We start from the raw sequence: 26,501 nt of genomic DNA, 5'->3' as shown, positions 1-26,501 counted from the left end.
CCGAAAAATATTTTGGTGCTGTCGCCGGATAATTATTCAGTAGCCGAAGTAGTAGCCTTATTATCAGTGACAGTAAGGCCGTTGCGGTACACCTCTGATTTTACTGTTTTTCCCTCCTGATCCAAGTATTTCCAGGTGCCTGTTTGCTTGTTGTTGCGGAAGGAACCAGTAATCTCTGGCTTGCCATTTTCATAGTATTGACGATAAAAGCCAGCCTTTAACCCATTTTTATATTCTGTTTCGGCTTTTATTTTGCCAGACGGATAATACTGAACTACCTGACCTAAGATTTTACCGTTTGTGTAGGTGGCTTTTTCCTGGATTTGGCCATTATCATAGTAAACCAATCGTTCTCCTTCTAATTTGTTTGCCTTATAAGTTTCTTTTGTCTTTAAAGCCTTGGCAGGGGTGTCGAAATAAGATTTCCAATCATTAATTTTCTGGTTTTCTTTAAAGTATTGTTCTTCCTGTAAGTTTCCGGAAGGATAATAAGACGTGATTTTTCGGGTAGCGGCTCCATCCGAAAATTTAATTTCCTGTTTAAGTTTACCATCCTCATAAAAATACTGAGACAGTCCATCTTTTACGCCATTTTTATATTGGATGCTGCTGAGCAATTGCCCGTTTTCATAATACGTTTTGGCCACACCATCCATTTGGCTCGTAGTATATTTATTCTCAAAGGCTGGTCGGCCTAACACAATGCTGGTGCTAACCCGTTTAGCCTCTTTCGGACTTTCGATACCTACTGCTTTATAGGTAACCTCTGATTTTAGCTTACCAGATTTATAATACGTTTTGTATATTCCGGATCTTTTCCCATTCTGATTAAAGGATTCTGTTTCCAGCTGTCCATTATCATAATAAGTTTTAAACTGGCCATCCAGAACACCATTTTTAAATATTCCTTCAGTACGTTTGGTCCCGTTTGGGTAATAAGAAAGGGCCGGACCGTGTTGCTTATTTTGGCTATAAGCCACTGAAGATTTTAACGTGCCATTTTCGTGAAATTCCTTTACCAGCCCTTCAGGAGTACCTTTTACAAAAGAAGCTTCAATTTTAGGTTTGCCGTTTTCAAAGTAGGTGGTTAGCTTTCCGTTTTGCTGGTCATCTAAATAAGTGCCTTCCTGAAGTGTTTTACCAGTGGCATAATAGGTTTTAAAAGGGCCCTGCTTTAAATTATCTAAGTACCGTACTTCTACTTTCTTTTGACCATTCTCAAAAAATTCGGTATAGATGCTATCCTGCTTTCCTTTTACAAATTTGCCAATGGCCTCAATTTTGCCGCTTCTGTAAAATCGCTGGTACTTACCATGGGGCAAGGTATCGGGAGGCACAATAAAATAAACCTGTTTAACTTTAGTTCTAAGCGTATCGTGGTAAGTAACTATTTTTTTTAGCTGCTGCGCATAGCCTGGAAACTGGCTAACTAATACTAATACAACTACTATAGTTACTATCCGAATCAAAAATTTCATTCTATATTACCTTTCCTATTGTTGCAGGTTTAGTATGTTGCCTGTCTTTTACCGAACCGCTTACTTTTAAAAATATAAAAGGTGCAAACCTGGTAAGCAAACTGATTCCATTAATCTAATTAGATTCTCCTCATACATTAACGGTTTCTAAACCAGTACTTATGTAATCAGCGTTAACAAAATTTATACCGGTAATAGTTTATTTTATAAATGCTTAAAGTTTTTGAATAACTAAAGCCGAGGCGCCACCGCCGCCATTACAAATACCGGCTACACCAATTTGGCCATTTTTCTTTTCCAGTACATTGCAAAGCGTAGTAACAATGCGAGCCCCGGATGCGCCTAATGGATGCCCCAGCGAAACTGCTCCGCCAAAAATATTAACGTTGTGGTTTTCTAAATTTAATTTCTGGTTATTCGCCAGCGATACTACCGCAAAGGCCTCATTTATTTCATAATAATCTACTGCATCGGGTGTAATGCCAGCGTGCTTCAGGGCTTTAGGAATGGCCAGGGCAGGGGAGGTGGTAAACCATTTCGGTTCCTGTTCAGCATCGGCAAAACCTATTATGCGGGCAACAGGCTTTACTCCCAGGGCTTCTGCTTTTTCCCGGCTCATTAATAAAACAGCCGCTGCACCATCGTTTAAGGTAGAAGCATTGGCAGCCGTAATTGTGCCTTCTTTATCAAAAACTGGTTTTAAGGAAGCTATCTTATCAAAATCTACCTTCGCGTATTCTTCATCTTCGGTTATCAGCAAAGGGGCTTTACCACGTTGCGGAATTTCTACCGGTATAATTTCATCTTTTAAATAGCCGGCTTGGGCTGCTGCGGCACTACGTCGGTAGGATTCAATAGCAAAAGCATCCTGCATCTCTCGGGTAATTCCCATCTCACGGGCCGTATTTTCGGCAGCGCTACCCATATGAAAATCATTATACACATCCCAAAGCCCATCCTTTAATAAGCCATCAATCATCTGGCCATGACCTAATTTGTTTCCAAACCGGGCTTTGTCCAGGTAAAAAGGTACGTTGCTCATGCTTTCCATGCCGCCGGCCACAATTACCTCTTTATGGCCTAACATTATGGCTTGGGCGGCAAACATAATGGCTTTCGTACCCGAAGCACATACTTTATTAACGGTAGTACATTCAACCTCGTAACCTAGACCGGCATAAATGGCTGCCTGGCGGGCTGGTGCCTGCCCCAGGTTGGCTGATAATACGTTACCCATTATTATTTCATCAACTTCGGCAGGGGCAACGCTTACTTTTTCCAGTGCTCCTTTAATGGCAATAGCTCCTAATTGGGTGGCTGATAAACTAGCTAAAGCACCTCCAAAACTTCCGATTGGTGTGCGTACCGCAGAAATTATATAAACTTCTTTCATTAAAGTTTTTAATTAACAGGTTAAACGGTTTTGATAGTCTCCTTTCAAATAAGGAGGGCGCTTGTATTCTTCAACCATCCACAAAGGTTCACGATGCAATCTCCACTATTACTAAAACTACATACTGCTGGGGTGACTAAATAAGCTGGTTTTAAATCAGCTATATAAGGTTTACTTCTCCGTAATAAAAATCAAACTTACCAATCAGGACCTGAATTAGAAGCTGTTTTGGTTTGTTTTTTAGGGAGTTGCTGTAAGTACTGTAATTCCATATTACGCATGGCCTCCAGTAACATAGTTGCTTTTTCCGGTGAAATATTACTGTCACGCAACCTCAACCTTAATGTTTGCATCTGCCTTTCCCTCTCTGATGCCTCTTCGGCGCCTCCTTTTCCTGGGTTTCTGAAGTTGTTTAGCCTGTTGCTAGTCTCATTTTCTTTTGAAGATATACCTTTGTCTTGGCCAAGATTTGCACCGCTACCAATTGGTTTTTTTTCTCCGTTAGCACCCGAAGGGCCTGACTCAAGGTTATTTTTTTCGCTGTTTTTGTTATTGGTTGTTCCGTCTGGTTTTTGCGTTTCAGCATTATCGCCGGCATTTTCCAGGTCATTTGTGGTGCCTTCGTTTCCAGTTTCGTTGGGGCTGGTTGCTCCCTGACTAGTTTCATTTTCAGGACTTTTTGGGTTGTTGGGTACTTTTTTCCGGTTATTCCGATTGTTACCAGAAAAGGAAGGGGACGGGCTTTGATCCAGGTACTTTCGGGTAAGCTCGTAATTATAGCGGGCTACCTCATTAGTAGGAGAAAGTATCAAAGCTTTTTTAAAATAATAAAGTGCTTTTTCCGGGTTGTTTTTCTTGAAAAATAGTACGCCCAGTTGCGTAATAGCAGCAGACTGTATTTCTGGTTTTTTACTTTTAGTTAATATCGTATAATATTTTTGGGCCTGCAAAAAGTTGTTGCTCTGGAAAGTGGCATGGGCCAGGTTTAATAAAAGTGGTTCATCAGGCACCCCTAAAGAATCTCGGATAGATTTATAGAATAAAGCGGCTTCCTCATAATTCTTTTGATTATAAAGTTTATTTGCCCGGATTACCGCATTATTTATCCGCGAGGCTTTTTTTAAATTGTCTCCCAATAAAGTTAGCAGAAAAAACAGGGCCAGGTAAATCTTCATATTTTTATCACTGCAACAGTAATTAAAACATCTGCCACTATTAATAGTAACGCTAAAAGCAACGGGTACATATATTTATTGGCTGTTATGTCTATGGAGCGGGTTTCGCGGTGAGTACCTAGCAGGTTATTGATTTCCTGAAGTAGTTTTTCCGTTTGATTAACTTTTTCGTTTACTTCATAATATTGGCCTCCGGCAATTCGGGCAATATCTTTTAACCTATCAGGCTGTAAGTGGCTAATTACTAAATTGCCATTGTCGTCTTTTTTATAACTTTTGCCTACTGGTATAGAACTGCCATTTTGGGTACCCACTCCTAAAGTAAATACCTGAATATTGTTATTTACCATGCGTTGTAACAGCGGGCCCAGGTTCGGACTAAAATCTTCCCCATCACTTATTAACAAAACTACCCGAGCTTTATTTTGTTCCAGTGGGTTTTTTATCCGGTTCTGAAACCTTTGCAAAGCCATTTCCAACGGGAGGAAGTAATTAGCGCCACCAACCGGGAGTTGCTGTGTATTTAAGATACGCGTAAATAAAAGTAGTGCACTTTCATCATAGGTGAGCGGGCATTGCAAATAAGCTTCCGAAGTAAACGTAATCAAACCTATCCGGTCGGCATTTAAGGCGGGTATTAGCTGGTTTAATTCAAACTTTATTTTCTCTAGGCGGGAAGGGGATACATCATTCGCATCCATAGAAGCTGATAGGTCAACGAGAATGAAAATATCTTTCCCAAGTGTTTTTATTTCTTTTGTCATGGCTCCAAAAGACGGACCCAAAAGTGCTACCAGCAGCAAAATAAAATAAAAGGAGCGAAGCCCCAGTTTAAAATAAACTGTATTGGCTTTTTGTTTAAAATATAGGGCAAGCTTTTTTATTCTTATAATGTAGCCTACATACAAAAGAATAAAAATAGTAACGAAAATAATTTCTAACCAGGAAAGGGTTTGATACCAACTCATGTAATTATTCTCAAAACGTAATTTTGCCAGGAACAAATATACAGAAAGGAAACTGATAGCGGTTTTAATTCTGATAAATTGGTGGTAGAACAGGTAACGGAGAAAAAAAATCAAAAAACTTTATAAAGATTTCCATTCTGAAATAGTTCGTTATCAATAATTAACAAGTTCGGTTATGAAAAATACCGAAAAATATTGTTGAATTGCGTAAAAAAGGTTGTAGAAATGGAATTTGTGTTTGTATATTTGCACACTCTTTAACCGAAAGAGGTACCTCTGGAGAGGTGGGTGAGTGGCTGAAACCAACAGTTTGCTAAACTGTCGTACCTCTAAAGGGTACCGGGGGTTCGAATCCCCCCCCCTCCGCCATTAAGGCAAAAATTTTTTTTGAAATAAATTTTGTTTCTAAAAAAAAGCTAGTAAGTTTGCACCGCGATTAAGAAACAAACGAAAGTTTAAAACTTAATCCGGAAGTTCGGGGTGTAGCGTAGCCCGGTATCGCGCCACATTTGGGATGTGGAGGTCGTAGGTTCGAATCCTGCCACCCCGACGAAAATTGAATTACGAATTAGAATTAGAATTACGATACTTCTCTCAAGATATTCCTAATTTCTAAATTCCGGTTCGTAATTTTTTTTTGATGGTCTCGTAGCTCAGCTGGATAGAGCAACTGCCTTCTAAGCAGTAGGTCTTTGGTTCGAATCCAAACGGGATCACTTAGTAATTAAATTTAAACCCTCTTTACGATGCGTATAGAGGGTTTTTTGTTTTATAAAATATGACATGTAGAACAATTTGTTCTACATGTGTTTGCCTTTGTTCTACACGTCTTCTTGCCTATTCTTTTAAAATTTTATATTAATATTTTATCTAATTATAAAAAGCTTTAACTCTTAAAGGTGAATATTTCTCATTTTACCAGGACGATTTCAGATCAGACAATACTTTACCTTCATGTTGGTTATAGCAGTAAATACACCAAATATTAATACAGTGAATCCTTCGTGAGCTACATACAGAATAACAGTAGATGCCATCGAAACTGCAACTGGCTATAATTTGCTTGCTGAACTACCAGATAATATTGAGAATGCTTTAGAAAGTAAAGTAGATACAGGACCAACCTAATAATAGGATAGAACTTAACTTAATTACTGTTCGCCTGATTTAACTAAAAATTTAAACTACTGCCAGTATATAGTTTGTTGGGTATTTATATCCTGGTTGTTTATTAAACTTTGCAAATCAATAGCTAATTCAGAACTTAATTTTCTGATGAAAAAAGATGTGCTACCTTTTATTTCAGTGATTTTAGAAATATTCTCTAATTGCTCCACTAGAGGTAAGTGATGGTGGGTTTTTAAATATTTTACAATATCTATTTTCAACCAGAATAATTCATCGTACCCTGCTTCATAAGCATTTATGGTATTAATTAAGCGGTTAATAATAATATCAAAACTTACTTTTAAAAGTTGGTCAGCATTTTGACTAATGGTTCCCATAGGTAAATAAAGCAGGAAATTTGGGTTTTAAAAAAATAAAAAGACCTATATTAAAGTAGTTTTATATTGTAAGATGTTTTGGGAAGTACATTTATCTAGGGCAGGAGAGGGTTCAGAAGCGTATTATTCTATTTCAGCTACAGATAAATCCGAAGAGGTTTCTTTCTGTTCTAACTTAGCTTTTTGTTTTTCTAACAGCTCGATGTACTGGATAAACTTTTCACTTTCAGTTACTTTTTGTTCACGTGCCAATAAATACCTGGTATATAAAAGGTTCTCTTCAATTTGCTTTTTGTTAAAAGAAAGAATCTCCTGTTCAGTTAAAGTGATCAAAATTAAAACTCCTATATATAGTTCTACGTATTTTAAGTAAGTATTAATACATTTACAAAGTTATAATAATCTGTATAAATACCTAACATAAGCTTTTGGAAAAAAGGGTAGCTGTTATAATAGCTACCCTTTTAGTCTCACCAATTTACATTATGTAATCTAAGAAATGTCTTTTAAAGTACCCCGTTTGAAAAAGACAGTTTACATACTTGCTATTACCGATTATTAACTATAAAGTTTCAGAAGTTAAATTGGATAATACTGCTATAGCTTTTTGTTAAAGTTTCCAGATAAATTGCTGTTTTAAGTGATTCGCCTTCCATAAAGCTAAAATAAAGCAATTTAAGCATTTTACGGTTTCAAGAGCTTCTGGTATTTCGAAATCAAGGATTTTTGATTATAGTATAATTTAGTTGTTAGCCTGGGGTAAAGCCATTGATATTTGATTTTAAATTTCTCAAGAATAAAGGTTTTACATGATTTACTATCTTGCTTTGACAGGTGCTGAACTTTTCTTTTTTCTTATTTGTAAAAAGGTGAGAATGGATTGAAAATCCTACTTAGGAAATGTTGAATAATAAGTTGCTTGCTACAAAGCAGGTTAACAGAAATTAAGATAGAAGATTACGGATAGCTATAAAATAGCTGTCCTGCCCTGGAAATAAGTATTTAAATATATAAATCTGCATAAATACTTAATTTTGAATATATTTCAATAAATAAATTACAAAATTTAGATAAAATTATTATCTTTAATTAAAGAGTATTGGTGGTCTTTGTTTACTAATATCAAGTATGATAATCCAAGAACCAATGTCATCTTCTTCCTCAAATCTTTTTAGCGAAAGCTCAATAATTGTTCTTGAACGATTATTGCACACCATTAATGCCTATTCCACAAGCTTCAGTGAGTTGCCTGCTCTAAGTAAAAATATTCAGTTGTTACTGGAAATGGAAAATAATTTACCACCATTAAAACGTCTGGACAGTATCTGTGATATACTGAAGGATTTGGGGTTGAATTCCTATATTATCAGAAAGCTGCACTTTGAATTTGCTAATGATGTAGCAGCCATAAAAAACAATACACCCCTAGATTCCCAACCAGAAATCTATTGGACCTGATTCAATTAATCTTCCTTTTTACTATTTCTATATTTAATGCTGCTTCTCCTTATGATATTTAACTAGAGCAGTTATAATCTTCTTTAGTAGTAATGCTTCTTTCGTGTTGGGTTTGGCATTCTTCAACTCTTCCACCTTCTCTGCCGCTTCTTTATACTTTAGTTGGTAGCGCATAATAATTAGATGATTTGGCTAGATTTATACGATTAACTAAAAAATGGTTTAACCATAAAATAAACATTACTTAAGTTTTAGAGTAATTAATCAAAGGATGGTTAATTAGAAAATCGTACCTCGTATTGGAAGATTTAAATTAATAATTAGATATATCATGTGGTATATTAATGAATACCTACAGCTTGATTACATCACCAAACTTCAACTATTGTTAATAGATGGAATTCCATTAGCGAATAAGAAAGAATGCAATGGTTTAAAAACCATCTTTAAGTTATATGATTTCTATGTAGAGATGTCACGCCCTGAACGTTATACAACCATTAGAAACATTTGTATAACGGAAGATTCGTCTATTCTGGATAACTATTTAGATGATATTGATATTGATAGTATTCTTTAATTCTATGCATTTCATCTTTTAATCAAAATGGATATTAGTAGTTTATTTAAATTTTAGCTCAAGATCCTTTCACAACTGCCTTTTCAACGGTATTAAAGTTGTTGTTTTTTAAAAAATATTTAATTTTAGGCGTAAGCCTGTCTTTTAAATATAGATTTTAAACGGAAAAATGATAGAATCTCTTCCGTTTTTCATTTCTAAAAAGTGTAAAAATCAGCAGTATTGGTCTGCCATTTCTGCCATTAAGATATCAAATAACTTCCTGTTCTAATTATTTATTACCTCCTTTCAACAATCAAATAATAAAAATTAACAGCAAAGTAGCTGTATATTCTTAACCAGTAAAAGTTGCTCACGTAAATAGTTTCTATACAAATAGAATAAATTAATTCTTAAGATTATAGTATGGGAGTCTTTACCTTGTTCGCTTTACTTTTAATTTGTGGTTACCAACATCGTAGTGATAAATCAGAAATCATGGATAACAAAAAAGGGTAGAAAAATCTACCCTTTTTTGTTTACTAAAAATACAAAAAGCTATTAGAACAAAGTATTCATATTTATAAATACTAATTTTGCATAATCAAAAGGTTATACAAGGAAGCTGAAAAACGGATTAATTATATGAATTAATATTTATAATAAACCAGAATTGCAAGTTAAACCATTTTCTTAATTAAAAAATTGGGAATGTAGTATAACCCGTAAATTTTCAATTGTTTTCCCAGAAAGGAAAATTATATCTTAATTACCCTTTCTGGGAAAACAAAGAAACCATAATTGTATAAACTACTTAATTACTTTATTGGTTTGTATACTTTCAAATTCTACTTGGTTTAATCTGTTCTTTGGGATTATCCTTGATTCCAATATAATTAATAATATTTTGGTTTTTAAATAAACTATCTTTAAAAATTTTTAATATTAAGAATTTATTATTGTTTAATAAAGCTTTACTAAAAGGGCATTGTTTTTGAATATGTCACACTATCTGGTTTTAATACATAATAACATATCTAAATAATGTTATCCCTTTAATCAATATTTAATGAAAGAATACTTAGCTAAGGTTTTTGAACGAAATGGCTTAATTGAGTTAGCTCCTGAACTGGGATTTAAGAGATTTATGAATCCACTCTCCCCATCCGACTATGTGACTTTGAAAGATGATTCTTTAGAATGTTCACTGCTGAAACCAGAACCATTTCCAATTTCAGATGGTAGTTTAAAAGTAATTATTGCTTTTCATAAATTACATCCGACTAAACAGGAAGAGGTATTAGACATAACCGAGAATAGTGTAGAAGGTATTATCAGCTTTATGAAACAGGGTCACAGACCTGATACAATTATAGCAATTTTTAAAAAAGATTTAATCAAATTAATGGATGAACTAATTGGTTCTGTTAAGTTGAACTGATAAATTTTCAGAAGCATCTAAAAAATTAAAATAAAGTAAATTTTGCTTTCTTAATGCTAATAATAATTATATTTACTTGAAAATTGTAATTGCAATTTTTCTATCGTAAATCTTTATAAGGTTCCTCAAATAAGGGTTATCATTTCAAAAGGATTTAGGAATAATCTACTTGCATCTAAGAATAATTAAATTTTAATGATTTTATTTAATAACTCAATCATAAAGTTGGAATACAACCCTGCAAATGATATAGGAGTAATGGTTTACCCAAATTTATTTGCCTACCAGCTACCAGAAATTCAAAACAGTATAGATATTTTAATTGGTACAGTTCGGAATTATGATATAAAAAAACTTTTATTTGATTCTTCAAGCTCCAAATTAACAGTTGGAGATAAAGAAAGTGAAGCTATTATTACTTACTTAGTAAAAGGGTTGCAGAATACACGTGTTCAAAAAGTTGCCAGACTGGCAAACCCTAATATAAGCATCGAGAATCATGCTCAAACTAAACTCAACGGCTTACAAGCAGTAGGTCTTATTCACTTTGAACTAAAAAACTTTACTGATAAAGAACAAGCTTTGGATTGGCTAATGAACAAATTAAAATAGCTGGAACTAGTGTTCGTTTATTTGCTCTTTTACATTCAAAAATATAATGAACTCGATATTTAGGAGTATAGCTAATTTAATTACCGAGATAATCATAAGCTTACCTATTTAGTTAGTCCTTTAGGTATTTATACTATTAGGTTGTACATCCTTCAATACGTCTATTTTAACCGAAGCTTCTTTATAACTTAATTTACTTTTCATAAAAACCATATGTTAGAAGGACAATCTTACAAAATAAAATGTTAAAGTTTGTGTCCTAACTACTACTTTTTACGTAAGTATAATATCCTATAAAAGACTTTAAATACGTATTAATACCTATACAGTGGTTTGTATTGAAGAATATATTGAATTTGATAACATCAATAAATTAAAAATTTTATTGACAGAAGGAGTTCATTTAGCTACTGTGGACGAAGGCAACATAACAAAGTCAATTTTTCAGATAAATAAATTCTTTGTAGAGGTTTGGCGTTCTACAAGTTTAACTCATATCCGCCAAATAATTGTATCCGAGGATTTAGATATTTTAAATAAATACCTTAGCTATATTGATATAGGTCCTCTTTTTGATGAATGTTAAACCTATCTGATATTGATAAGGATGAGCATAACAATATTTGTGTTAGCAATATTTTGTTGTAATAAACTTTTTATGGCTAAAATGATTAAAGTATAATAACAGGAGTTAGGCGTTGTTTATCTGATCTATATCAGCTTGGCTCTTAACTTCTTTGGTGTTGATGAACTCTCTGATTCTATTACACACAGTTCAGCTATTACATTATCATAGGCTTTATCTTCTACTTATAATTGAATCTGATAACTATTAGAAACGGGTGGAAAGTAGTTGATGCTACTGGTTTTTGGCTTTAGTACTTCCAGAAAAGAGTTACTTTCTACTGTTATTTTACTTTCATCAAAACATCTGCTCAATGTTCCTGCTATAAAATCAGCTAATTGAATCATCACACTGTCTGGACTACTCTTAAAGCTAAATTCAGAAGAATCAAATAACGTAGGAACATGGTATCGGTGAACATACCTTTTAAAACCACGCATGAAGTCGTTGGTGCCATGTTCATCTACTACTAATTCCAGGTTGGGAAATGTTTTATAGAGTTCCCGATAAACCAAGCCATTGCAATACTTATAGAAAGAGCCTTTATATTTAAAGCCTTCGCCATATAATTGTTTTTTATTGACTACCACAGCATAAATATTAAAGTCCAGTTGTGTTAATTCATGCAGCACAATTAATCGTCTTTTATGGTTGTTGGCTACACCACTAGATTTTATTTCACCTTTTTGAAAATATTTCTGCCGAATCTTCTCTACTGATGATTCAATATCATTTAATTTATCTTTAGGAACAATCACGCTCGCTACAATGAAGTGGGTACCTTGTTCTTCAAAGTTGAAAGAATTGTTACCGTACTCGTCAGCAAAGGCGATGATGTTCTTCATATCAAATAGATTAGGTCAGTCTAAGATAAGATTATTTTATTCTTTTTAAAATGATCCGTAGTGAAGTACAATCTACAGCATCTCAAATTAACTATTTTTTAGTCGCACAGATTTTTTCTAAATGATAAATGAAGTTAAATGCAAGGTGGTTTAGCTATATTGAAATAATGTTGGTACTTTAGTTAATCTAATGTAAATAGTTGAAAACCTGGATGTTATATGGGTATTTTCTAGTTAATTATGTTGATTTTGTGTAATTTTACTTTTCAAGAATTTATAGCTAATCAACTTTAATTGTTAATTCTACTCTATGCATAAAACAATTACTGATTTTTCTAAAAATGACTATTTAGAATTAAGCGTTATTTTAAAAGAGCGTTTAATAAATGGTCGTAATTTAATCTATTATGCTTCTGGTACAAAGATTAAAAAGCAATATGCTGACCTTCCTTTTGATAATATAGTACTTGTGGATAGGTGTTTCAAAGATATATTATCAATTAATGGTAAGGTAATTTCTGTTGGTCTTAATGCAATTCAAGCTACAGCTTTTTTCAAAAATATAGGAATTAAATTTGATGCCTTTGTTTGTATCAATGAAGGACTTTCAGAAGGGGCGGGTTGGTACTCAATTCATGGGAATTGGAGCTTTAGTAATATTTTACCTATCATAAAAGACGAGTACCTGCATATTGCTTGCCCAAATTCTTACGGACGAAGAAAATGGAAAAAATTGTTCAACCTTCCACAGCAGGCAGTTCTTTTAGGTGAAGAAGATAGTAGTTATATAGACCCTAACGTATTTTCAGACTATTATAAGGTAAAAGGAAAGGAGTTTTGCGTGTGGAAGGTAACCAAATCATCTGGTGTACCTGTATCATTTAATTGTGGAAGAAGAAAAATATCTGTTCAGCATATGAACATCTGGGAAGATTATGAAGTTTTAGATGTTTTATTCGTTAGGTGTTCCCCACTAGAAACTGAAAACTTAAAAAGTGTAGCTCCGAAAGTGGAGTTTCTAAAAAATTATAGTTTTGATCAGATACTTCAATTCTGTAGAAATAAAAAAGTCAACGCTTTAGGTCTTTCTCCTTGGTTGGCGCATAATTATGATGATTTTTTAACCTTTTTGGAAGAAAATGAAGGTAAGTATCCATATCCGCAACAGATTACCTTCTACCATCTTCATAAAAACGATTTTAAACAGTTGTATGCAAAAGCTGAGCAGCACCAAATAGCTTTAACTGCAAATTAATCTTTGATTTTACAACCATGGGTATTCTAATATTAAATGAAGCTGTTAGGTGGTTCAAACAAAAAATGTAAAAATGTCTTGTTTGAACCCACCAAATTAGTTGTATACCTTTTTGTTATTCATCACCATTCGATACCATACTCAATATAAGCTTTACGTTTTTTTACATAAAAATCGGTTTCAGGCACTCTACGCTCAATATTTTTATTATATGCAGTTGATGCAAACAGTGTTTCAAAACGCTGCTGTAGCTCCGCTAATGGCGTTGTGTCAGGTAATTCAGAATAGGTATCAACCTCTTTCCTTACCTTCAAAACATTAACCTTTTCTGGCGATTTAATATGTGGTGGTATACCTACTACACTAGTAAAAGATTCTAGCATCAGTTGGCGTACTTCATCCGCTAATTCCATCGGACACAAAATCGCATCATGTATACTGCCGAACCACACCGTAGTGCCATATTTATCTTTCAGTAAACTTACTGAGGTGTCCAGAATAGCCTTACTTTCAACACGTTGCATTTGTATGCTTAATTGCTTGTAAGCATTTTTCTTGGCTAATTTAAGTTTATGTTCAAATAAAGCTTCGTTTGAGGTCGTAGAACTGTCAACCATTTGCATTTGATTAACCCATTTATTGTAATCAAACATTTTCTCATGCATGATAATTTGGTAAACCGTTGGAAAAAAGTTGCGGAATGTTTCTGCTGCTTTAGTATCGTAGCCTTCCTCATTTGCGCAATAAAATATTTTCTCAAACATCTGTACCTTGAACTCAGTTATCTCTTCTGGGTCGGTAATGCTCAACTTTTGACACATGAAAGAGTAAAGCTTTCCTGTAGTTACTAGTTCGATATAAAGCAGAGTGTCCTCGTATTCGCCAGAATATAAGTCTAACCCATTAAAATACTCTAATAGTATTTTCACCAAGGTATATGGCTGAGAGTTGCTACAATCCAAAGAAACCAGTTGAATAGCAGGATTAGATTTCACATATAAGAACTGACGTAGCTCTTTCCATGCATTACTTAGATAGGTATGGATTCTTAAGCCTTTATCATCTCGTTTTGGGAGCCATGTTTTTTCATCTATAGCTTTGATCTGGAATAAATAGCTATCACGCATGATTTCCAGTAACTGGTAATAGGTAAGAACTAAATGTTTTATAGCTTGATTATTAACTTTTGCTTTATTCTCCCTTTTTCTTCGTTTTTTGTTCAGCTTGGCTAATTTCATTACCAGTTTGGGGTTTTCTACCAGATAATTCTGATGATACCAATCTTCGACATATTTCTCGGCTTCTTCTCGGTAAATACCAATATTATTTAACTGATCATAAGTGTACCTGGTGATTTCATCCATTTTAGTAATTTGTTTCTGATGGAATGTTTTTAGGTTTTTAATAAAGGTGCTATCATCATCTTGTAATAATTTAATATGACGAACCTGATATTCAGGAGTTAATCTAAAGCCTAAACATTTGTTGTCTATCTCATAGTCTCCATCACTTTCAATAATTCCCTGGCTCAAAAAAAACTTTTTAATATGGACTATGTATCTGGAGCCTAGTAGTTCCCCCAACTTTTTGTGGTTTATTGGTATGAAATCACCAGTACTATACCTTTTATTCACAATACTTCTTTTATATAAAGCATCCAAAAACCAGTGATACTTATCTATTTGGCAATCAATGTAGCGTAGTCCTTTACCTTCTTTTTTTAAAAGGTCTCTTATATTTATATTATGTGGTATATAAAATTCTAAATCATTATTATTCACTTTATTAGATATTCATTTTTATCTTAATCTATCTGGATAGACTAAGTATATATTATATAATGAATCTCTTTAAAGTTTAATTATTCTTTGATATTTCTTTATAATTATCTATTTAAATTATATTTATTTAATATTTTATTATTTTATATTATTCAATTAACTATTAAAAGTAAGAAGTAGTAAAATAGTAGAAATGCTCTCTTATGTGAGTACACTAATTTAATTTTATGATAGAGGAAGATTAGGTAATTGATGATCAATTCTAATCAGGTAACCTATTTATTATAGTAATTAAATCTATTATATATCATTATCTTGTATAAAATTGAAGTACCAGGTAAGAGTTGTAGATGCTGATGTAGGTAAATGCTGTAGCTATTGAGGTATGGATAAAATCTGAATATATCGTAGAAATTAATATTCAGTTATGAAAAACATACCAAAAAAGAAAATCCAGATAACTACTGATAGCATGTTTAAAAACCCATATGATAGCTTTCGATTCTCTACCATTGGTTCATTAATCTTAGATCCCTTTATATGTATCAGTAATAGTTCTGAAGAAGAAGACTGGTTTGACCGAGAGGTTAAAGCATTTGCAAGAAAAAAGAAGATAAATAATATTCTTAAAGATATTTAGGTACACAGGTTATCCCAATGTATTTATCGGCATCTGTTTAATACCACGAAAGCTGAGGCTACTAATACTAAGTTTTGCTAAGGCAGCCTTTCAAACAATTGTGGTTAGATTGAAGCACCAGTTACAATTGTTGGATACCCTATAAAATATTCAAGTTTTAGTTGAGGAAATAAAAATGGTAAAATCACAATGTTCTACAAAGCCGACCTTAGATGTTGAGGTGATAACAAACCAGAATAGTAATGGAGTTTGTACTAAAATGGCAGCATAGTAAAGAAATAAAATTTAAATTATATTATTTAAAACTTATTGGAATTCCATTGTATAATAGATATAAATATAAATTAAATAATATAATGGAAAATAATTTACAAATTGATAATCAGGGAAATAGCTTAGAAGTTTTAGATTCTAAAAATACAAACTTAGAAATAATAGCAAACCAAAAAGAAGACCAATATTGCCAATGTATTGGTGAATGTACCTGTGGTAAGCCTAAAAAGAGATGCCAATGTACTGGAAAATGTGAGTGCGATAATTTAGACAGGCAATAATTATTTTAAATAGTTGAAGTAATAGTATTTATTTAAAGTAAATGGGAATATGGAATTTAGTATGTAGTTTATGTAAGTATCCCTAAAATCGAGACAGTTTAAAAGTAGACAAAAAGTGTTTATTTTTAAACTAGAAAAGATGAAAAAGAGCAGAATTAGTGAAAGTCAGATAGTAAAATCTATCAAAGAAAATGAAGCTGGTCGGAAGACCGAGGACATTTGTCGTGAGCTGGAAATAAGTCGGGCGACGTTTTACAAATGGAAGAGCCGGTATGGGGGATTAGAAGCCTCGGATGTAAAGCGGCTGAAAGAACTGGAAGAAGAGAATGCCCGGCTAAAGAAAATGTTTGCTGATTTAAGCCTGGACCACAGCATTTTGAAAGAGGTTATCACAAAAAAAGGCTGGGGCCCTGGGGGAAAAAGCAACTAGCTGAAGAATTAATTTCGGACTATGGCTTACCTGTTACCAGGGCTTGCGGGTTAAGCAGCCTGGCCCGTTCCCAGTTTTATTATCAGAGCTGTAAAGATGATACCGAGGTCATCAGTGCATTACAAGCATTAGCCGATAAGCATCCGGTTTATGGGTTTCGTAAGCTGCTAGCCTACCTGAAAAGGGCAGGCAAGACGTGGAATCACAAGCGGGTGTACCGGGTTTATAAACTCTTAAAGCTAAACAAAAAGAAAAGGGGGAAAAGAAGATTGCCGGCCCGGGTCAAGCAGCCATTGCAAGCGCAAGCAGTGCTGAATAGTAGCTGGAGTATGGATTTCATGAGTGACAGCTTAGCTTCGGGTAATAAATTCAGGACACTGAACATTATAGATGATTGTAATAGAGAAGCATTAGTTATCGAAATTGCCACTTCTATTACAGCTAAAAGAGTGGTACGCACCTTGGAGCAACTAATTGACTGGCGCGGCAAGCCAGCGACAATCCGGGTAGATAATGGCCCGGAATTTACCAGTGCTGATTTCAGTAGTTGGTGTAAAAAGGAGGAAATTCAAATACAATATACCCAGCCCGGAAAACCGATGCAGAATGGATATATTGAACGCTTTAACGGCAGTTATCGCCGGGAGATACTCGATGCTTATCTGTTTTTTGACCTGGAAGAAGTCCGGCAATTAACGGGGCAGTGGGTAGAAGAATATAATACCAGAAGGCCGCATGAAGCATTAGGCAACTTAACTCCCAGCCAATGGCCAGCAAAAAATGAAAGTGGAAATATGGAAAACTTACCCCGGTACCTTATCCCACCGCCGAAAGTTTACCACATTCCTACTTCCTGATTATAGTAGTAGTTAAGATAGAAAAGTCTACTTTAGGCTGTCCGAAAAAGGGGGTACTTACATTTATATTCTCATTTACTTTAAATTATATCTTATTCTAGCTATTAAAAGTTTTGATCTATTGAGGTAGCAGTATAGAATTAATATATAATTAAAATATTAATTATTATGTCTAATTCATCTCCCAAAAGCTTATACGAAAGGTTTGTTGATAAATATTGCTGTATGAAAGGATATACAGGAGTTCAGCTTTATCTTAATAAATCTTTGTTATTAATCCAGGATAATAGTGGCAGTTTAGCTGATAACAATCCAGATATTAAGAAGTTGTATGATGAATTTAATAATTGGAAAGTCATGCAAAAATTAAATACTATACAGAGCTTTCTTAAGTCTGATGATTAAAATAATAAATATGTTATCTTAATTGTTAAATAATACAACTTAAGGATGAGCTAAACGTCCATAAAAAATAAAAATTTGACTATGCCAAAATTTACGGAAGAAACAGTTGGTAAATACCTAGATGATTTTTTTGAATCTTTACCCAATAACGATCAATACCAAGAGCGAGAAGTTGGTGGTGTATATTATGCACTATTAGATGACAGTTTTAGAGAAGAGATTGCCAATGGTATGGAGGATGTAAAGCAGCTTATTGAAGAAGCCGAAATTTATATTCAGCAAAGGCTTAAAAAATCTATATAATTTATCAGTCTTTCTTCATATACTTAAGAACTTGCCAATCATAAGATTTTTCCATACTTAGACATTTAAAGATGTGAAAGCCATATTCTGCGACTAATTGCATTTGCTTTTTAGCTTCTTCTTCTGTCATTTCCAATAAATAATATTGGTTTTCCTCTTTAAATGAAAAATATAAAACCAGTATCTCCTTTTGGTGTGGTGTAAAGTGTGCCTTTTCCTTGTCTATTTTAAATAATGAATGAGTAATGGCATGTCTTACTTGAGTTATTACTTGGTACCATTCAGATATGTTATGCTTAACTGGCATTTCAGAAGCATTGAAGGATGGTGATAAACCTTTTATAAGTTTTAAGATTTCTTTGTTATTCCTACCCCTAAAGTTTTTCCTAAGGTATTCCTTAAAAAAATTAAGATTAATGTCGGGCGTAAAGTTGGATTTCTTAATTACCTGAGCGAAATCTTGAGGATTTTTAAAAGCATATATTGCTGAAATATCAAAAAGAAAGGATTCCAGTACTTCATAACAATTTGCTACACATCTCATCCCATCCCTTTTAACTAAAAGGTTGATACTTTCTTCTATTTCCTTAACCTTAATCTGTTGGTATTTACCAGTTGGGTAAATAAGCTTGTATCCATTATCGGTTGGGCCAGTTAAATCACCTATATTCAAGGCATAACCCATAATCATTTGCTCTGGGTTTTGACCTTGAAAATTTTTAATTAGATATTTTTTTTGATTATTAAGATGGGTTGAAGTTTGGTAAAACATTGAACTGGTTAAGGCAATATTTTCTAAAAAGATATCTAATTCTTCTTCTAATGGATTTGTCATAAAGGAGCAATTTTAACCAAATTCCAAGATACACAATTTAAAATGCCACCTTCATTGGCAATATCATTACAATCAATATTTGACACCTTATAATTTGGGAAAAGTTGTTTAAATTTACTTAATGTCTGAATATCTTTTTCTATTCCAAAAGATGGTATAATAACAACATTTTCCACCTGAAGGTAATTAATATAACTACCATTAGCCTGAATTAGCTTTTTATTACCATATGGATTGTATGGAATTTCTATCCAATCTAAACCCGCATTATGAAGTGCTAATCTGAATGTCCGCTGAAATTGTGGATTTTCTTTGGAGTAATTATTTATTAAAACAGTTTTATCATCCAAAAATCTAACCATGCCATCGGCATGGCCAATAGTGTCGGATGAATCAGTTGGAATAAAGATTAAATGTTCTACCTCAAGAAGTTCTTCTAAATCTTTTATCAATTGTTTTTCTGGTATCTGAGGGTTCTCTCTAAACACCTTGTCGCACATAATTATCTTATTAGCAGACCGAACTAAATTTCCACCATCAAATTTAATGTTTGATTTTAATGGCCTAATACCAATAGCTTCACAAATGGCATCTACATCAGAAATCGTTTTCTGCCACTTTTTGCTTTGCAGATAATCTGGATTATAAATAAACTGTACATACTTATCAGCATTTACCTGAATAGGCATATAATCCCGACACCATATATCTTTAGTGCCAAGAAGCGATGAAAAATGGATGTTATTATCAGTTAATATTTTTTCAAACCGTTGGTAAAAATCAGGATACTTTTTTGGTAAACTATCAGCAAGAAATAGGAAGTTTGTTTGGTTGTCTGTTACCAAAATATGATGTTGATATCTAATTTAAAAGCTGAAACTTGCTCTGGTAATAGTCAATTTTAAACTGCTTGACTGGCGTTTGAAACTGCTGATAGTATTCGATGTTATTAAGATAAGGTATAGAACGAGATATACCAATATTGGCTGCGTTTGATGGAGAATACAATACGATGCATCTTATTTCTCTTCCGAACTGATTCTCAGGAATAGTAAACTCATTTATAGCTGCATTATAATTTTCTAAGTAATTTATCCCAAAAGCTTGTGTAAACAGTTGAGCAGCATTATTTATACCAAAACCAGAGGTGAAGTATATAGTATTTATTTCTGTATTCTCAAGGGCGAGTTCAATTTGCTCTATGTTAAGAACTATATTATATAATAAGGCATCCTTCGTGATGGTTTCATTTTCTCTTTCACACTGTCTAATTATATCAGTAATCCATATATTATTTAATTCAAGCATTGCTAAGATATTACCCAGGACTAAATCATCATGTTGTAAAATACTATAATGGGGGAATGCATGATGAAGTATATTCCAAAAGCTACCAACATTGCCATAAAAGAAAGGAATGCGGAAGTTTTCGATTAAGTGTGGATGAATTGTTCCCACAATCATTTTTGTATCCGTTGTTTTAACAGGATAAAGGTCAAGGAATTGATGGTCTGTTATTGGCATAATCATTTTAATTTAATCCGTTGGCTCTTGTTCCAAGCTTTTGCATATACAGGTACTCAATAGCTACTATCTCTTTTTTTGTAATGTTACTTGGAAGTGATTGCAGGATGGAGAAGCGGAAGTTCTTATAATATTCAGATTCTTTTTGACAAAGCTCAATAAGTTTCTTATTGCCACCATGAAAGGTTTTTGCATAGTCGCTCCACCTTTGCCATATGCCATTTTCTCCGCAGGCTGAACCTATATACTGCTCACCTGTTCTGGAATCCAGTATGACATAAATGCCATTCACAGCAGAAAGATGGTTTTTCCAGTCTTGATTTGCATCAGGGTTCTGAACAAGTTTCACAAGCTCTTCAAAGTCCAACACGAAGTTTAGCAGACCAGGGAAAGAGCCTAAATAGCCTTTTGGGAGAATCTGCACGATTTCTTTTGGTTGTTTGTGATACCATTGGTGCCAAGCGATGGCGTTGTCTCCCCAGTCTATAACCACTCGGTCTACTAGAGAATCTATATCATGCACCTGCTCTAAATTATAGTAGAAGCTATCTTCGAGCTTTTCTACCCCATTAACTTTAAAGATGCCAAACAAGAGCGACTTGGTTCCTTCCTGACCTATGAATGAAATGATATAATCACAGTCTTTGAACACCTCCTTGCTCTGTTCACGTTGATATTCAAGCAGTTTTGCTTTATCTTTTATAAGTTCACGGTATTCTTTCCTGCTATCCTTATGCCGTACAAGCTTCACCTTAGCATTATTAAACAGGTTTGTCTTAAGGTTTAAAATTTCTTGAAGTGTAAGTATTTGCTCAGCATAAGAGGTTACAGCGGTATCTTTTGATAGTTGATTGAATGAAGTGGAAATCTGCTTACCACAGTAAATGATTTCAATTAGGTCAACTATAAAATTTAAGAGTCTTGGCTTTATTATATCTTTGTCAATTATATGAGTAATTGGCTCAGGTGCATTATGAAGATGCTTATTGCAAAGCGCAACCTGGTTCTGGCTCATGCCCATTTCTGGTAGCCAATCAATGTTGCCATTGTAATAGTGTTGGAATAATTTGACCAATAGGCTGTACAAATGTGTGTAGGACTGTTGAAACAGCATACCTTCTTCTGCATCCCGCTTTTCAAGTTTTCTTAAAATGCTTTGGTTCTCAAAATCTATTTTGAAGTTCTTGGACTGCCGTTTAAAAGGTAAGTATGAACCACCACCATACTTGAAATTAATGTATGTGATTGCTAGGTTTTCCAGACTTAATTTTAAATTAGGCTCAACCTCATTTAGTAGGTAGTTTTTAAAATCATCCAGTGAGTTAAAGAAAGATTCACTTGGCAAAATTGAATCACCCTCAGTCCGAGAAAGGACTGCACCGCAAATTTCGTCTGTGCCATAGATAGGAGTATCTTTAAACTTTCCTGTTCCTCGGAATTTTAATATGGCTGCATCAACTCCATAGCCTGCAAGTTGAAGGTTTGATTTTGGGCATTCCCAAAAATCATCCTTGTTGAGCATAAGCCTAACATCCTCATTGTTTAACTGACATTCTGGACAGTAGCCATCGTTTAGTACAATTGACATATATTAAAAGAAGCTTTTACTCAATAATTAAATATTCTCCAGTATAAAGTTTGTGATTTTATCCTTACGCTTTTCTATTAACTCTTTAGACCATATTAGATTATCTGCTGTCATTTTTTGTATTTCCCGCTGCTGAGCAAGGTGTTCGTATGTATTTCGTTTAACTACAAATGGCTCATTACCTACTGAACAGTTGTGGGATTTAGATAATAATAAATAGTTTCCTAAGCAGTCTATATATTGATTTTTAAATTCTTCATCGTAGGCACAATAACCAGCCGCAGGATTTTCAGTTTGTGGTGCAATATGCTCTAATTCTGGCTTTTCGATTGCGTCATATCGTTTAGGTGTATAACCATTTTTCCCCTGGCTCTCTAAGTGATTCTCGTATTTCCAGAGAAGGTATTTAGCAGATGAATGTGAGACTTTACCTTGAATAGCTTTCTTAAGCTCAGACTTGTTCCAGTATGCCCACCACCAAGAATCGTTAGGTGCGTTTTTCATCCCATCTATTCTATGTAGAATTGGGTTAATGTCAAAGTTCTCTTGGGTAAAATTTTTATAAACTTCATTCAAACGTGCAGTTATGTCTGCTCTTGTTCCTATTAGGCGGTGTCTTAATACAATGGTTTCAAGTGCAGTGCAAAGACTACAGATTTGTTTTGTACTCAATCCAAAGCTATAAGCTTTTATAATAAAAGGAATAGCTATAGCAATACCTCCAAGTGTTACAAGAGAGTGAATTTCAATATTTTCCCTTTCGTCTTTTCCAAAAAAACATTTTAAATGTCCAAAGCTTACAGCCAAAGAACGTGTAAAATCCTGGATAAACCTTATTGGATTTCCTTCTGATAATATATTGCTGATTTTATCAATGGCATTGGTTTCCCATAAAGAATTAAAATAAACTCTAAGCGTATATACTAAAACATCATCTTCATTAACTTTATACTCGATAGAAGAAATTGATTCATATATTTCTCTAAATCTATCTTTTATCTCTTCTATAATGTCATATTTCTCTTCACCACCATATAAGTGGACATTGAACATAAATTCAGCTTTTAATATTTCTAAATTAGATGGCTTTTTACCTCTATTGTTCTGGAAGATAAACATCTGAATAGCTTCAGCTTCATCTTTTACATTGTGGGTAGTGCAGGATGCATTCTGAATGGCATCAAGCATTTTAATAAGGTAATTTTCATCCTTTGTTTCAAGATGCTGAACAAAGTAATCATAGGCTGTTACAATACGTTTAGCAGATTCAGTTGCCAGCCCACTTTTGTTTACTCGATTATGGTCTATTACATAGTCCTTAAATACTTGCTTATCATAATCAACTGTAGTGAATCTGTAAGTTGACCTTCTTTTTATCATATCCTCATAACTTTCTTCTTCTGAATCAGTTAAATTCCTCAAGGCTTTTAGATGTGTAAAGAGTGCTGATAAGAAAATAGCAATAGTAGTTAATCTTTGCTGCCCATCAATTACACCATATTCCCCTTCCTGTTTTTCCTGAAACAGAAAATGACCAAAGTAATAAGGGGTAGTAGTTGAACTCCTAATATAGTCATCTAAGTCAGACACAAAATCATTTACTTGTTTTTTCTTTTCTGTTGGTTTTTTTTCTGTATCCCATGAATAAGCTCGCTGATATGAAGGAACGAAGATTTTATTACCTGCAAGAACTTTCTTAATAGTAGATGATGCTTCCATATAAATAAGAATTTATTTTTTAGACCAACTTGATGATATATTGTCGGTACTAATCTGTGAGTTGGTATTTTTAATTAATTTTTAAATTGTTTCCGAATATAAATAAAAACTGCTCAATACTCTCACCGCTTGTACCAAGCCTTGCAGCTAATTCGTTCATAGTTCGGATGTAGTTAAGATAATGCTTTCTGGTATTGTCGTATCGGATACATTCTAGTTCAACAAAATCGGCAAATTTGGCACATTGAAACACATCTATGAGCCTGAGGTCAAGAATCAGCGATGGGTTGCCATTAAACCTAATGCCCATGAAATATAAAATTTTGCTGAATGTGGACATACCTAAACCTTCAATGCCATCAAAAGCTTTAATTAAGGATTTATAGTCTGTTTGATTAAGGTTAGTTTTTATTTTGATGCTGTTGAGGGCATCTTCCAGTACCTCAATATTTTTCATAATATTGACAAAGTTGTTGCCACGCATGCCATTGGGGTATCCCCAATATATAATTTTAACAATTAGTTCTCGAATAGAGCCAATATAAGAAAAGAGGTCTTGTCTACTCAGTTCAAGGTAAGGTTGCTTTTGAAACAATTGGTTATTAAGCTCTTGTAACCAATCAATTTGTTTTTCAGCATAAATCCAGTTATTGCGCTTCGTGGTGAAGCTTTGTTGCATTACTGGCAAACTTTGTAAAAGAGATTGGTAAGCATCTAATGTCATACGGTTTATTTTCTTGGAATTGAATTCCTTAACCTAAGGTTTAATATTTATTGGAGTTCCTAATCTCACAGCTCCATAAAGTTCATCAATCTCAGAATTTGTTAAAGCAATGCAGCCTAATGTCCAATCTTTCCATCGGTGAAATTTACCTATATATCCTCTGCCATTTTTTAAACCATGTATTTTAATGGCTCCACCAACAGATTTACTCAATTTCTTGGCTTGTGCTATATCATCAGCATTAGGGTAGGAGATACCTAGATTCTTATGATACCCGCTGTTAGGGTTCTTATCATTTATGTAGTAGATACCTTCTGGCGTTTTTTTATCGCCCTCCACCTTTTTATCACCAATAGGATTTCTTCCTAAAGCTACCTTGTAAGTCTTAATCAGCTTTTTATTATCATATACTAATAATTTTCTTTCTGATTTTAGCACAACCAATTTGGTAATTCTTGTTTCATTTGGAAGTTTTCTATCAGGAAAAAAGTAGTAAATAGTAAGTCCAACAAAGAAAATGGCTGCAAATAGTTTTATAATCTTCTTGGTCATAAAGCCATTTTAAAAGGAAATTATAGGAGTTCTATTGTATTGAACATTTAATATATAATAATAAAGTTTTAAATAAAAGTTAGATTAGTATTTAAAATAAAATTCAATTTTCAGCTTTTTATTATTTAAAGACTAAAAAGGCTAAAAGAATCTAAGTAAAGCTTAAACAAGGACGAAAAATTTCTAAACTGGAAGGCAATTATAAGGTGGATTAATATGAGCAATATAATATTGTTCGTATTAATTCACCTTATAAAATCTAATAATCAAAATGGATAGTAAGCTTGTTTGTGATAGTCCTTCATTTAGGGTTCAAATCCCATTTTGTTTTTTTAATATTTGGAGGAAGGTAGAAAAGTAGAGTAGTTTTAAAAATTAGGAGGTGGTTATTTAATATATAAGTAAAATAATTGCTTAAAAAATGCGAAGTGTTAAAATAGCCGAGGATACTAATGTAACCATAGAAACTATACAGCTAATTCTGCTAAAACAATTAAGGAGAAAGATGACTAAGAACGACATTATAAAAACGTCCTTAAAATTGTTAACAGAAAAACTAGATTTGATAACAAACCCAAATTATAATAAATCTGAAAACTAACTAAACTGGATTTTAGTTAATGTTCGGATTTATTAAAGGTTAAGAAAAATGTAAGAAGGTTTAATTTTCAATTCATCTTTCTTTGACATAGCTATACAAGGTAGGTTTTGATATGCCCATCATTTGACAGATAGCATCAATTGAATGTTGTTTTTCCTTATATAACCTCACAGCCAGATTTCTTTTCTCATTGTTCATCTTTTTGGGGCGACCACCCTCACGACCTCTGGCTCTGGCAGCAGAAAGACCCGCCATGGTTCTTTCCTTTATCAGATTTTTTTCAAACTCTGCCATTGAAGCAAAAATATGAAAGATAAGTTTTCCTGTGGCAGTTGAGGTATCAATATTTTCCTGTAAGCTTTTTAGGGCTATCCCTTCTTGTTCAAAATAATACATCCAGTCAATTAGGTCTTTCAATGACCGCCCAAGCCTGTCTAAACGCCATATTAATAAAGTATCTCCACGCCTAAGTATCTCCTTAACTTTGGTTAGAGCAGGTCTTTCCGATACAGTTCCAGAAATTTTATCAGTATAGATTTTTTCACAACCTGCTTGGAGTAAAGCATCATTTTGTAAATCTAGGTTTTGGATTAATGTGGAGACTCTAGCGTACCCTATCTTCATAAAGTAAATTTGGTTAAATATCTCGTTATGTAAATATATTGTTTTACTTT

Annotated in this window: 26 protein-coding genes and 3 tRNA genes; 12 read left to right on the top strand and 17 right to left on the bottom strand. The window is 33.6% G+C overall.

Annotated features, from left to right (window positions below):
* Positions 1 to 32: 32 nt before the first annotated feature.
* The 4 genes from ADHAQ_RS0123595 to ADHAQ_RS0123580 all read right to left on the bottom strand — a co-directional run bounded on the left by ADHAQ_RS0123595 (position 33) and on the right by ADHAQ_RS0123580 (position 5,014).
* Complete coding sequence (locus tag ADHAQ_RS0123595) at positions 33 to 1,478, bottom strand: toxin-antitoxin system YwqK family antitoxin (protein WP_051360125.1); 1,446 nt, start codon at positions 1,476 to 1,478, stop codon at positions 33 to 35.
* Positions 1,479 to 1,692: 214 nt separating this feature from the next.
* Positions 1,693 to 2,871 (bottom strand): acetyl-CoA C-acyltransferase, encoded by a 1,179-nt coding sequence (locus tag ADHAQ_RS0123590; RefSeq protein ID WP_026465024.1) that lies wholly within the window; start codon positions 2,869 to 2,871, stop codon positions 1,693 to 1,695.
* Between the two features lie 197 nt (positions 2,872 to 3,068).
* Positions 3,069 to 4,046, bottom strand: coding sequence for a tetratricopeptide repeat protein (locus ADHAQ_RS0123585; protein WP_026465023.1), 978 nt, complete (start codon positions 4,044 to 4,046; stop codon positions 3,069 to 3,071).
* A complete protein-coding gene (locus ADHAQ_RS0123580) occupies positions 4,043 to 5,014 on the bottom strand; it encodes a vWA domain-containing protein (RefSeq protein WP_026465022.1) in 972 nt (323 codons plus the stop codon). Before ADHAQ_RS0123580 ends, ADHAQ_RS0123585 begins: the two co-directional genes overlap by 4 nt.
* A gap of 278 nt (positions 5,015 to 5,292) precedes the next feature.
* Here ADHAQ_RS0123580 and ADHAQ_RS0123575 point away from each other — a divergent pair.
* The 3 genes from ADHAQ_RS0123575 (at position 5,293) to ADHAQ_RS0123565 (ending at position 5,730) form a co-directional block, all read left to right on the top strand.
* Positions 5,293 to 5,383 (top strand) — tRNA-Ser (locus tag ADHAQ_RS0123575).
* 107 nt (positions 5,384 to 5,490) lie between these two features.
* A tRNA-Pro gene (locus ADHAQ_RS0123570) sits at positions 5,491 to 5,564 on the top strand.
* A 92-nt stretch (positions 5,565 to 5,656) separates the two neighbouring features.
* Positions 5,657 to 5,730 (top strand) — tRNA-Arg (locus ADHAQ_RS0123565).
* 468 nt (positions 5,731 to 6,198) lie between these two features.
* On the opposite strand, the gene ADHAQ_RS0123560 is transcribed toward ADHAQ_RS0123565, so the two are convergent.
* Positions 6,199 to 6,519, bottom strand: coding sequence for a hypothetical protein (locus tag ADHAQ_RS0123560; protein WP_026465021.1), 321 nt, complete (start codon positions 6,517 to 6,519; stop codon positions 6,199 to 6,201).
* Between the two features lie 123 nt (positions 6,520 to 6,642).
* Positions 6,643 to 6,852, bottom strand: coding sequence for a hypothetical protein (locus ADHAQ_RS0123555; protein ID WP_026465020.1), 210 nt, complete (start codon positions 6,850 to 6,852; stop codon positions 6,643 to 6,645).
* A gap of 813 nt (positions 6,853 to 7,665) precedes the next feature.
* Here ADHAQ_RS0123555 and ADHAQ_RS0123545 point away from each other — a divergent pair.
* Positions 7,666 to 7,977 (top strand): hypothetical protein, encoded by a 312-nt coding sequence (locus tag ADHAQ_RS0123545; RefSeq protein ID WP_157433501.1) that lies wholly within the window; start codon positions 7,666 to 7,668, stop codon positions 7,975 to 7,977.
* A gap of 33 nt (positions 7,978 to 8,010) precedes the next feature.
* Here ADHAQ_RS0123545 and ADHAQ_RS28440 read toward each other — a convergent pair whose 3' ends face one another.
* Positions 8,011 to 8,151 (bottom strand): hypothetical protein, encoded by a 141-nt coding sequence (locus tag ADHAQ_RS28440; protein ID WP_169728031.1) that lies wholly within the window; start codon positions 8,149 to 8,151, stop codon positions 8,011 to 8,013.
* Positions 8,152 to 9,605: 1,454 nt separating this feature from the next.
* On the opposite strand from ADHAQ_RS28440, the gene ADHAQ_RS0123530 reads away from it, so the two are divergent.
* Entirely contained in the window at positions 9,606 to 9,977 is a 372-nt protein-coding gene (locus tag ADHAQ_RS0123530; protein ID WP_026465017.1) for a hypothetical protein, read from the top strand.
* Positions 9,978 to 10,172: 195 nt separating this feature from the next.
* Complete coding sequence (locus ADHAQ_RS0123525) at positions 10,173 to 10,589, top strand: hypothetical protein (protein ID WP_026465016.1); 417 nt, start codon at positions 10,173 to 10,175, stop codon at positions 10,587 to 10,589.
* Positions 10,590 to 11,399: 810 nt separating this feature from the next.
* On the opposite strand, the gene ADHAQ_RS26915 is transcribed toward ADHAQ_RS0123525, so the two are convergent.
* Positions 11,400 to 12,059 carry a DUF3800 domain-containing protein gene (locus ADHAQ_RS26915; protein ID WP_051360124.1) on the bottom strand — a complete coding sequence of 220 codons (660 nt, stop codon included), beginning with the start codon at positions 12,057 to 12,059 and terminating at the stop codon, positions 11,400 to 11,402.
* A gap of 310 nt (positions 12,060 to 12,369) precedes the next feature.
* Here ADHAQ_RS26915 and ADHAQ_RS0123510 point away from each other — a divergent pair, with 310 nt between their 5' ends.
* The gene (locus ADHAQ_RS0123510; protein WP_026465014.1) at positions 12,370 to 13,314 is read left to right on the top strand and encodes a hypothetical protein; all 945 of its coding nucleotides are present in this window, start codon (positions 12,370 to 12,372) and stop codon (positions 13,312 to 13,314) included.
* A gap of 122 nt (positions 13,315 to 13,436) precedes the next feature.
* Here ADHAQ_RS0123510 and ADHAQ_RS0123505 read toward each other — a convergent pair whose 3' ends face one another.
* Positions 13,437 to 15,095: a hypothetical protein gene (locus tag ADHAQ_RS0123505; RefSeq protein WP_026465013.1), complete on the bottom strand. Its 1,659-nt coding sequence runs from the start codon at positions 15,093 to 15,095 to the stop codon at positions 13,437 to 13,439.
* 427 nt (positions 15,096 to 15,522) lie between these two features.
* On the opposite strand from ADHAQ_RS0123505, the gene ADHAQ_RS0123500 reads away from it, so the two are divergent.
* The 5 genes from ADHAQ_RS0123500 to ADHAQ_RS0123475 all read left to right on the top strand — a co-directional run bounded on the left by ADHAQ_RS0123500 (position 15,523) and on the right by ADHAQ_RS0123475 (position 18,284).
* Positions 15,523 to 15,735, top strand: a complete 213-nt coding sequence (locus ADHAQ_RS0123500) for a hypothetical protein (protein WP_026465012.1) — start codon at positions 15,523 to 15,525, stop codon at positions 15,733 to 15,735.
* Positions 15,736 to 15,977: 242 nt separating this feature from the next.
* Positions 15,978 to 16,289 (top strand): hypothetical protein, encoded by a 312-nt coding sequence (locus tag ADHAQ_RS0123495; RefSeq protein WP_026465011.1) that lies wholly within the window; start codon positions 15,978 to 15,980, stop codon positions 16,287 to 16,289.
* 139 nt (positions 16,290 to 16,428) lie between these two features.
* Positions 16,429 to 17,576, top strand: a protein-coding gene (locus ADHAQ_RS27900) for an IS3 family transposase (RefSeq protein WP_157433295.1) whose coding sequence is annotated in 2 segments (ribosomal slippage) — positions 16,429 to 16,681 and positions 16,681 to 17,576 — 1,149 coding nt in all. Because the reading frame shifts where the segments join, the coding sequence is not laid out codon by codon here.
* 225 nt (positions 17,577 to 17,801) lie between these two features.
* On the top strand, positions 17,802 to 17,981 hold the full coding sequence (locus tag ADHAQ_RS0123480; protein WP_026465010.1) for a hypothetical protein: 180 nt from the start codon (positions 17,802 to 17,804) through the stop codon (positions 17,979 to 17,981).
* Positions 17,982 to 18,062: 81 nt separating this feature from the next.
* Positions 18,063 to 18,284, top strand: coding sequence for a hypothetical protein (locus tag ADHAQ_RS0123475; RefSeq protein WP_026465009.1), 222 nt, complete (start codon positions 18,063 to 18,065; stop codon positions 18,282 to 18,284).
* Between the two features lie 4 nt (positions 18,285 to 18,288).
* Here the strand turns inward: ADHAQ_RS0123475 and ADHAQ_RS0123470 are convergent, their stop codons facing one another.
* The 8 genes from ADHAQ_RS0123470 to ADHAQ_RS0123425 form a co-directional block, all read right to left on the bottom strand.
* Positions 18,289 to 19,119, bottom strand: a complete 831-nt coding sequence (locus tag ADHAQ_RS0123470) for a hypothetical protein (RefSeq protein WP_026465008.1) — start codon at positions 19,117 to 19,119, stop codon at positions 18,289 to 18,291.
* Entirely contained in the window at positions 19,116 to 19,964 is an 849-nt protein-coding gene (locus ADHAQ_RS0123465; protein WP_071781148.1) for an agmatine deiminase family protein, read from the bottom strand. The genes ADHAQ_RS0123470 and ADHAQ_RS0123465 overlap by 4 nt, the downstream gene beginning before the upstream one ends.
* Before the next feature lie 16 nt (positions 19,965 to 19,980).
* Positions 19,981 to 20,643: a hypothetical protein gene (locus tag ADHAQ_RS0123455; protein ID WP_157433499.1), complete on the bottom strand. Its 663-nt coding sequence runs from the start codon at positions 20,641 to 20,643 to the stop codon at positions 19,981 to 19,983.
* A gap of 7 nt (positions 20,644 to 20,650) precedes the next feature.
* Complete coding sequence (locus ADHAQ_RS27895) at positions 20,651 to 22,231, bottom strand: GIY-YIG nuclease family protein (RefSeq protein ID WP_084523966.1); 1,581 nt, start codon at positions 22,229 to 22,231, stop codon at positions 20,651 to 20,653.
* Positions 22,232 to 22,258: 27 nt separating this feature from the next.
* Positions 22,259 to 23,950 carry a DUF262 domain-containing protein gene (locus tag ADHAQ_RS0123445; protein WP_026465004.1) on the bottom strand — a complete coding sequence of 564 codons (1,692 nt, stop codon included), beginning with the start codon at positions 23,948 to 23,950 and terminating at the stop codon, positions 22,259 to 22,261.
* Positions 23,951 to 24,020: 70 nt separating this feature from the next.
* A complete protein-coding gene (locus ADHAQ_RS0123440; RefSeq protein ID WP_026465003.1) occupies positions 24,021 to 24,674 on the bottom strand; it encodes an 8-oxoguanine DNA glycosylase OGG fold protein in 654 nt (217 codons plus the stop codon).
* Between the two features lie 33 nt (positions 24,675 to 24,707).
* The gene (locus ADHAQ_RS0123435; protein WP_026465002.1) at positions 24,708 to 25,226 is read right to left on the bottom strand and encodes a L,D-transpeptidase family protein; all 519 of its coding nucleotides are present in this window, start codon (positions 25,224 to 25,226) and stop codon (positions 24,708 to 24,710) included.
* 673 nt (positions 25,227 to 25,899) lie between these two features.
* A complete protein-coding gene (locus ADHAQ_RS0123425; RefSeq protein WP_026465000.1) occupies positions 25,900 to 26,451 on the bottom strand; it encodes a recombinase family protein in 552 nt (183 codons plus the stop codon).
* Between the last annotated feature and the right edge of the window lie 50 nt (positions 26,452 to 26,501).

Source organism: Adhaeribacter aquaticus DSM 16391, assembly GCF_000473365.1.
In the GTDB taxonomy this organism is placed as follows: domain Bacteria; phylum Bacteroidota; class Bacteroidia; order Cytophagales; family Hymenobacteraceae; genus Adhaeribacter; species Adhaeribacter aquaticus.
Note: the sequence above shows the minus strand (reverse complement) of the source record. Positions and strands in the feature narration are given on the sequence as shown.

What these genes read in the sequence shown, in the direction of transcription:
- ADHAQ_RS0123580 (WP_026465022.1), bottom strand. Translation starts at nt 5,014, where the DNA reads ATGAGTTGGTATCAAACCCTTTCCTGGTTAGAAATTATTTTCGTTACT.
- ADHAQ_RS0123560 (WP_026465021.1), bottom strand. Translation starts at nt 6,519, where the DNA reads ATGGGAACCATTAGTCAAAATGCTGACCAACTTTTAAAAGTAAGTTTT.
- ADHAQ_RS0123475 (WP_026465009.1), top strand. Translation starts at nt 18,063, where the DNA reads ATGCCAAAATTTACGGAAGAAACAGTTGGTAAATACCTAGATGATTTT.
- ADHAQ_RS0123470 (WP_026465008.1), bottom strand. Translation starts at nt 19,119, where the DNA reads ATGACAAATCCATTAGAAGAAGAATTAGATATCTTTTTAGAAAATATT.
- ADHAQ_RS0123510 (WP_026465014.1), top strand. Translation starts at nt 12,370, where the DNA reads ATGCATAAAACAATTACTGATTTTTCTAAAAATGACTATTTAGAATTA.
- ADHAQ_RS0123525 (WP_026465016.1), top strand. Translation starts at nt 10,173, where the DNA reads ATGATTTTATTTAATAACTCAATCATAAAGTTGGAATACAACCCTGCA.
- ADHAQ_RS0123455 (WP_157433499.1), bottom strand. Translation starts at nt 20,643, where the DNA reads ATGCCAATAACAGACCATCAATTCCTTGACCTTTATCCTGTTAAAACA.
- ADHAQ_RS0123445 (WP_026465004.1), bottom strand. Translation starts at nt 23,950, where the DNA reads ATGGAAGCATCATCTACTATTAAGAAAGTTCTTGCAGGTAATAAAATC.
- ADHAQ_RS0123500 (WP_026465012.1), top strand. Translation starts at nt 15,523, where the DNA reads ATGAAAAACATACCAAAAAAGAAAATCCAGATAACTACTGATAGCATG.
- ADHAQ_RS0123530 (WP_026465017.1), top strand. Translation starts at nt 9,606, where the DNA reads ATGAAAGAATACTTAGCTAAGGTTTTTGAACGAAATGGCTTAATTGAG.
- ADHAQ_RS0123480 (WP_026465010.1), top strand. Translation starts at nt 17,802, where the DNA reads ATGAAAGGATATACAGGAGTTCAGCTTTATCTTAATAAATCTTTGTTA.
- ADHAQ_RS26915 (WP_051360124.1), bottom strand. Translation starts at nt 12,059, where the DNA reads ATGAAGAACATCATCGCCTTTGCTGACGAGTACGGTAACAATTCTTTC.
- ADHAQ_RS0123545 (WP_157433501.1), top strand. Translation starts at nt 7,666, where the DNA reads ATGTCATCTTCTTCCTCAAATCTTTTTAGCGAAAGCTCAATAATTGTT.
- ADHAQ_RS27895 (WP_084523966.1), bottom strand. Translation starts at nt 22,231, where the DNA reads ATGTCAATTGTACTAAACGATGGCTACTGTCCAGAATGTCAGTTAAAC.
- ADHAQ_RS0123590 (WP_026465024.1), bottom strand. Translation starts at nt 2,871, where the DNA reads ATGAAAGAAGTTTATATAATTTCTGCGGTACGCACACCAATCGGAAGT.
- ADHAQ_RS0123585 (WP_026465023.1), bottom strand. Translation starts at nt 4,046, where the DNA reads ATGAAGATTTACCTGGCCCTGTTTTTTCTGCTAACTTTATTGGGAGAC.
- ADHAQ_RS0123425 (WP_026465000.1), bottom strand. Translation starts at nt 26,451, where the DNA reads ATGAAGATAGGGTACGCTAGAGTCTCCACATTAATCCAAAACCTAGAT.
- ADHAQ_RS0123595 (WP_051360125.1), bottom strand. Translation starts at nt 1,478, where the DNA reads ATGAAATTTTTGATTCGGATAGTAACTATAGTAGTTGTATTAGTATTA.
- ADHAQ_RS0123435 (WP_026465002.1), bottom strand. Translation starts at nt 25,226, where the DNA reads ATGACCAAGAAGATTATAAAACTATTTGCAGCCATTTTCTTTGTTGGA.
- ADHAQ_RS28440 (WP_169728031.1), bottom strand. Translation starts at nt 8,151, where the DNA reads ATGCGCTACCAACTAAAGTATAAAGAAGCGGCAGAGAAGGTGGAAGAG.
- ADHAQ_RS0123440 (WP_026465003.1), bottom strand. Translation starts at nt 24,674, where the DNA reads ATGACATTAGATGCTTACCAATCTCTTTTACAAAGTTTGCCAGTAATG.
- ADHAQ_RS0123495 (WP_026465011.1), top strand. Translation starts at nt 15,978, where the DNA reads ATGGAGTTTGTACTAAAATGGCAGCATAGTAAAGAAATAAAATTTAAA.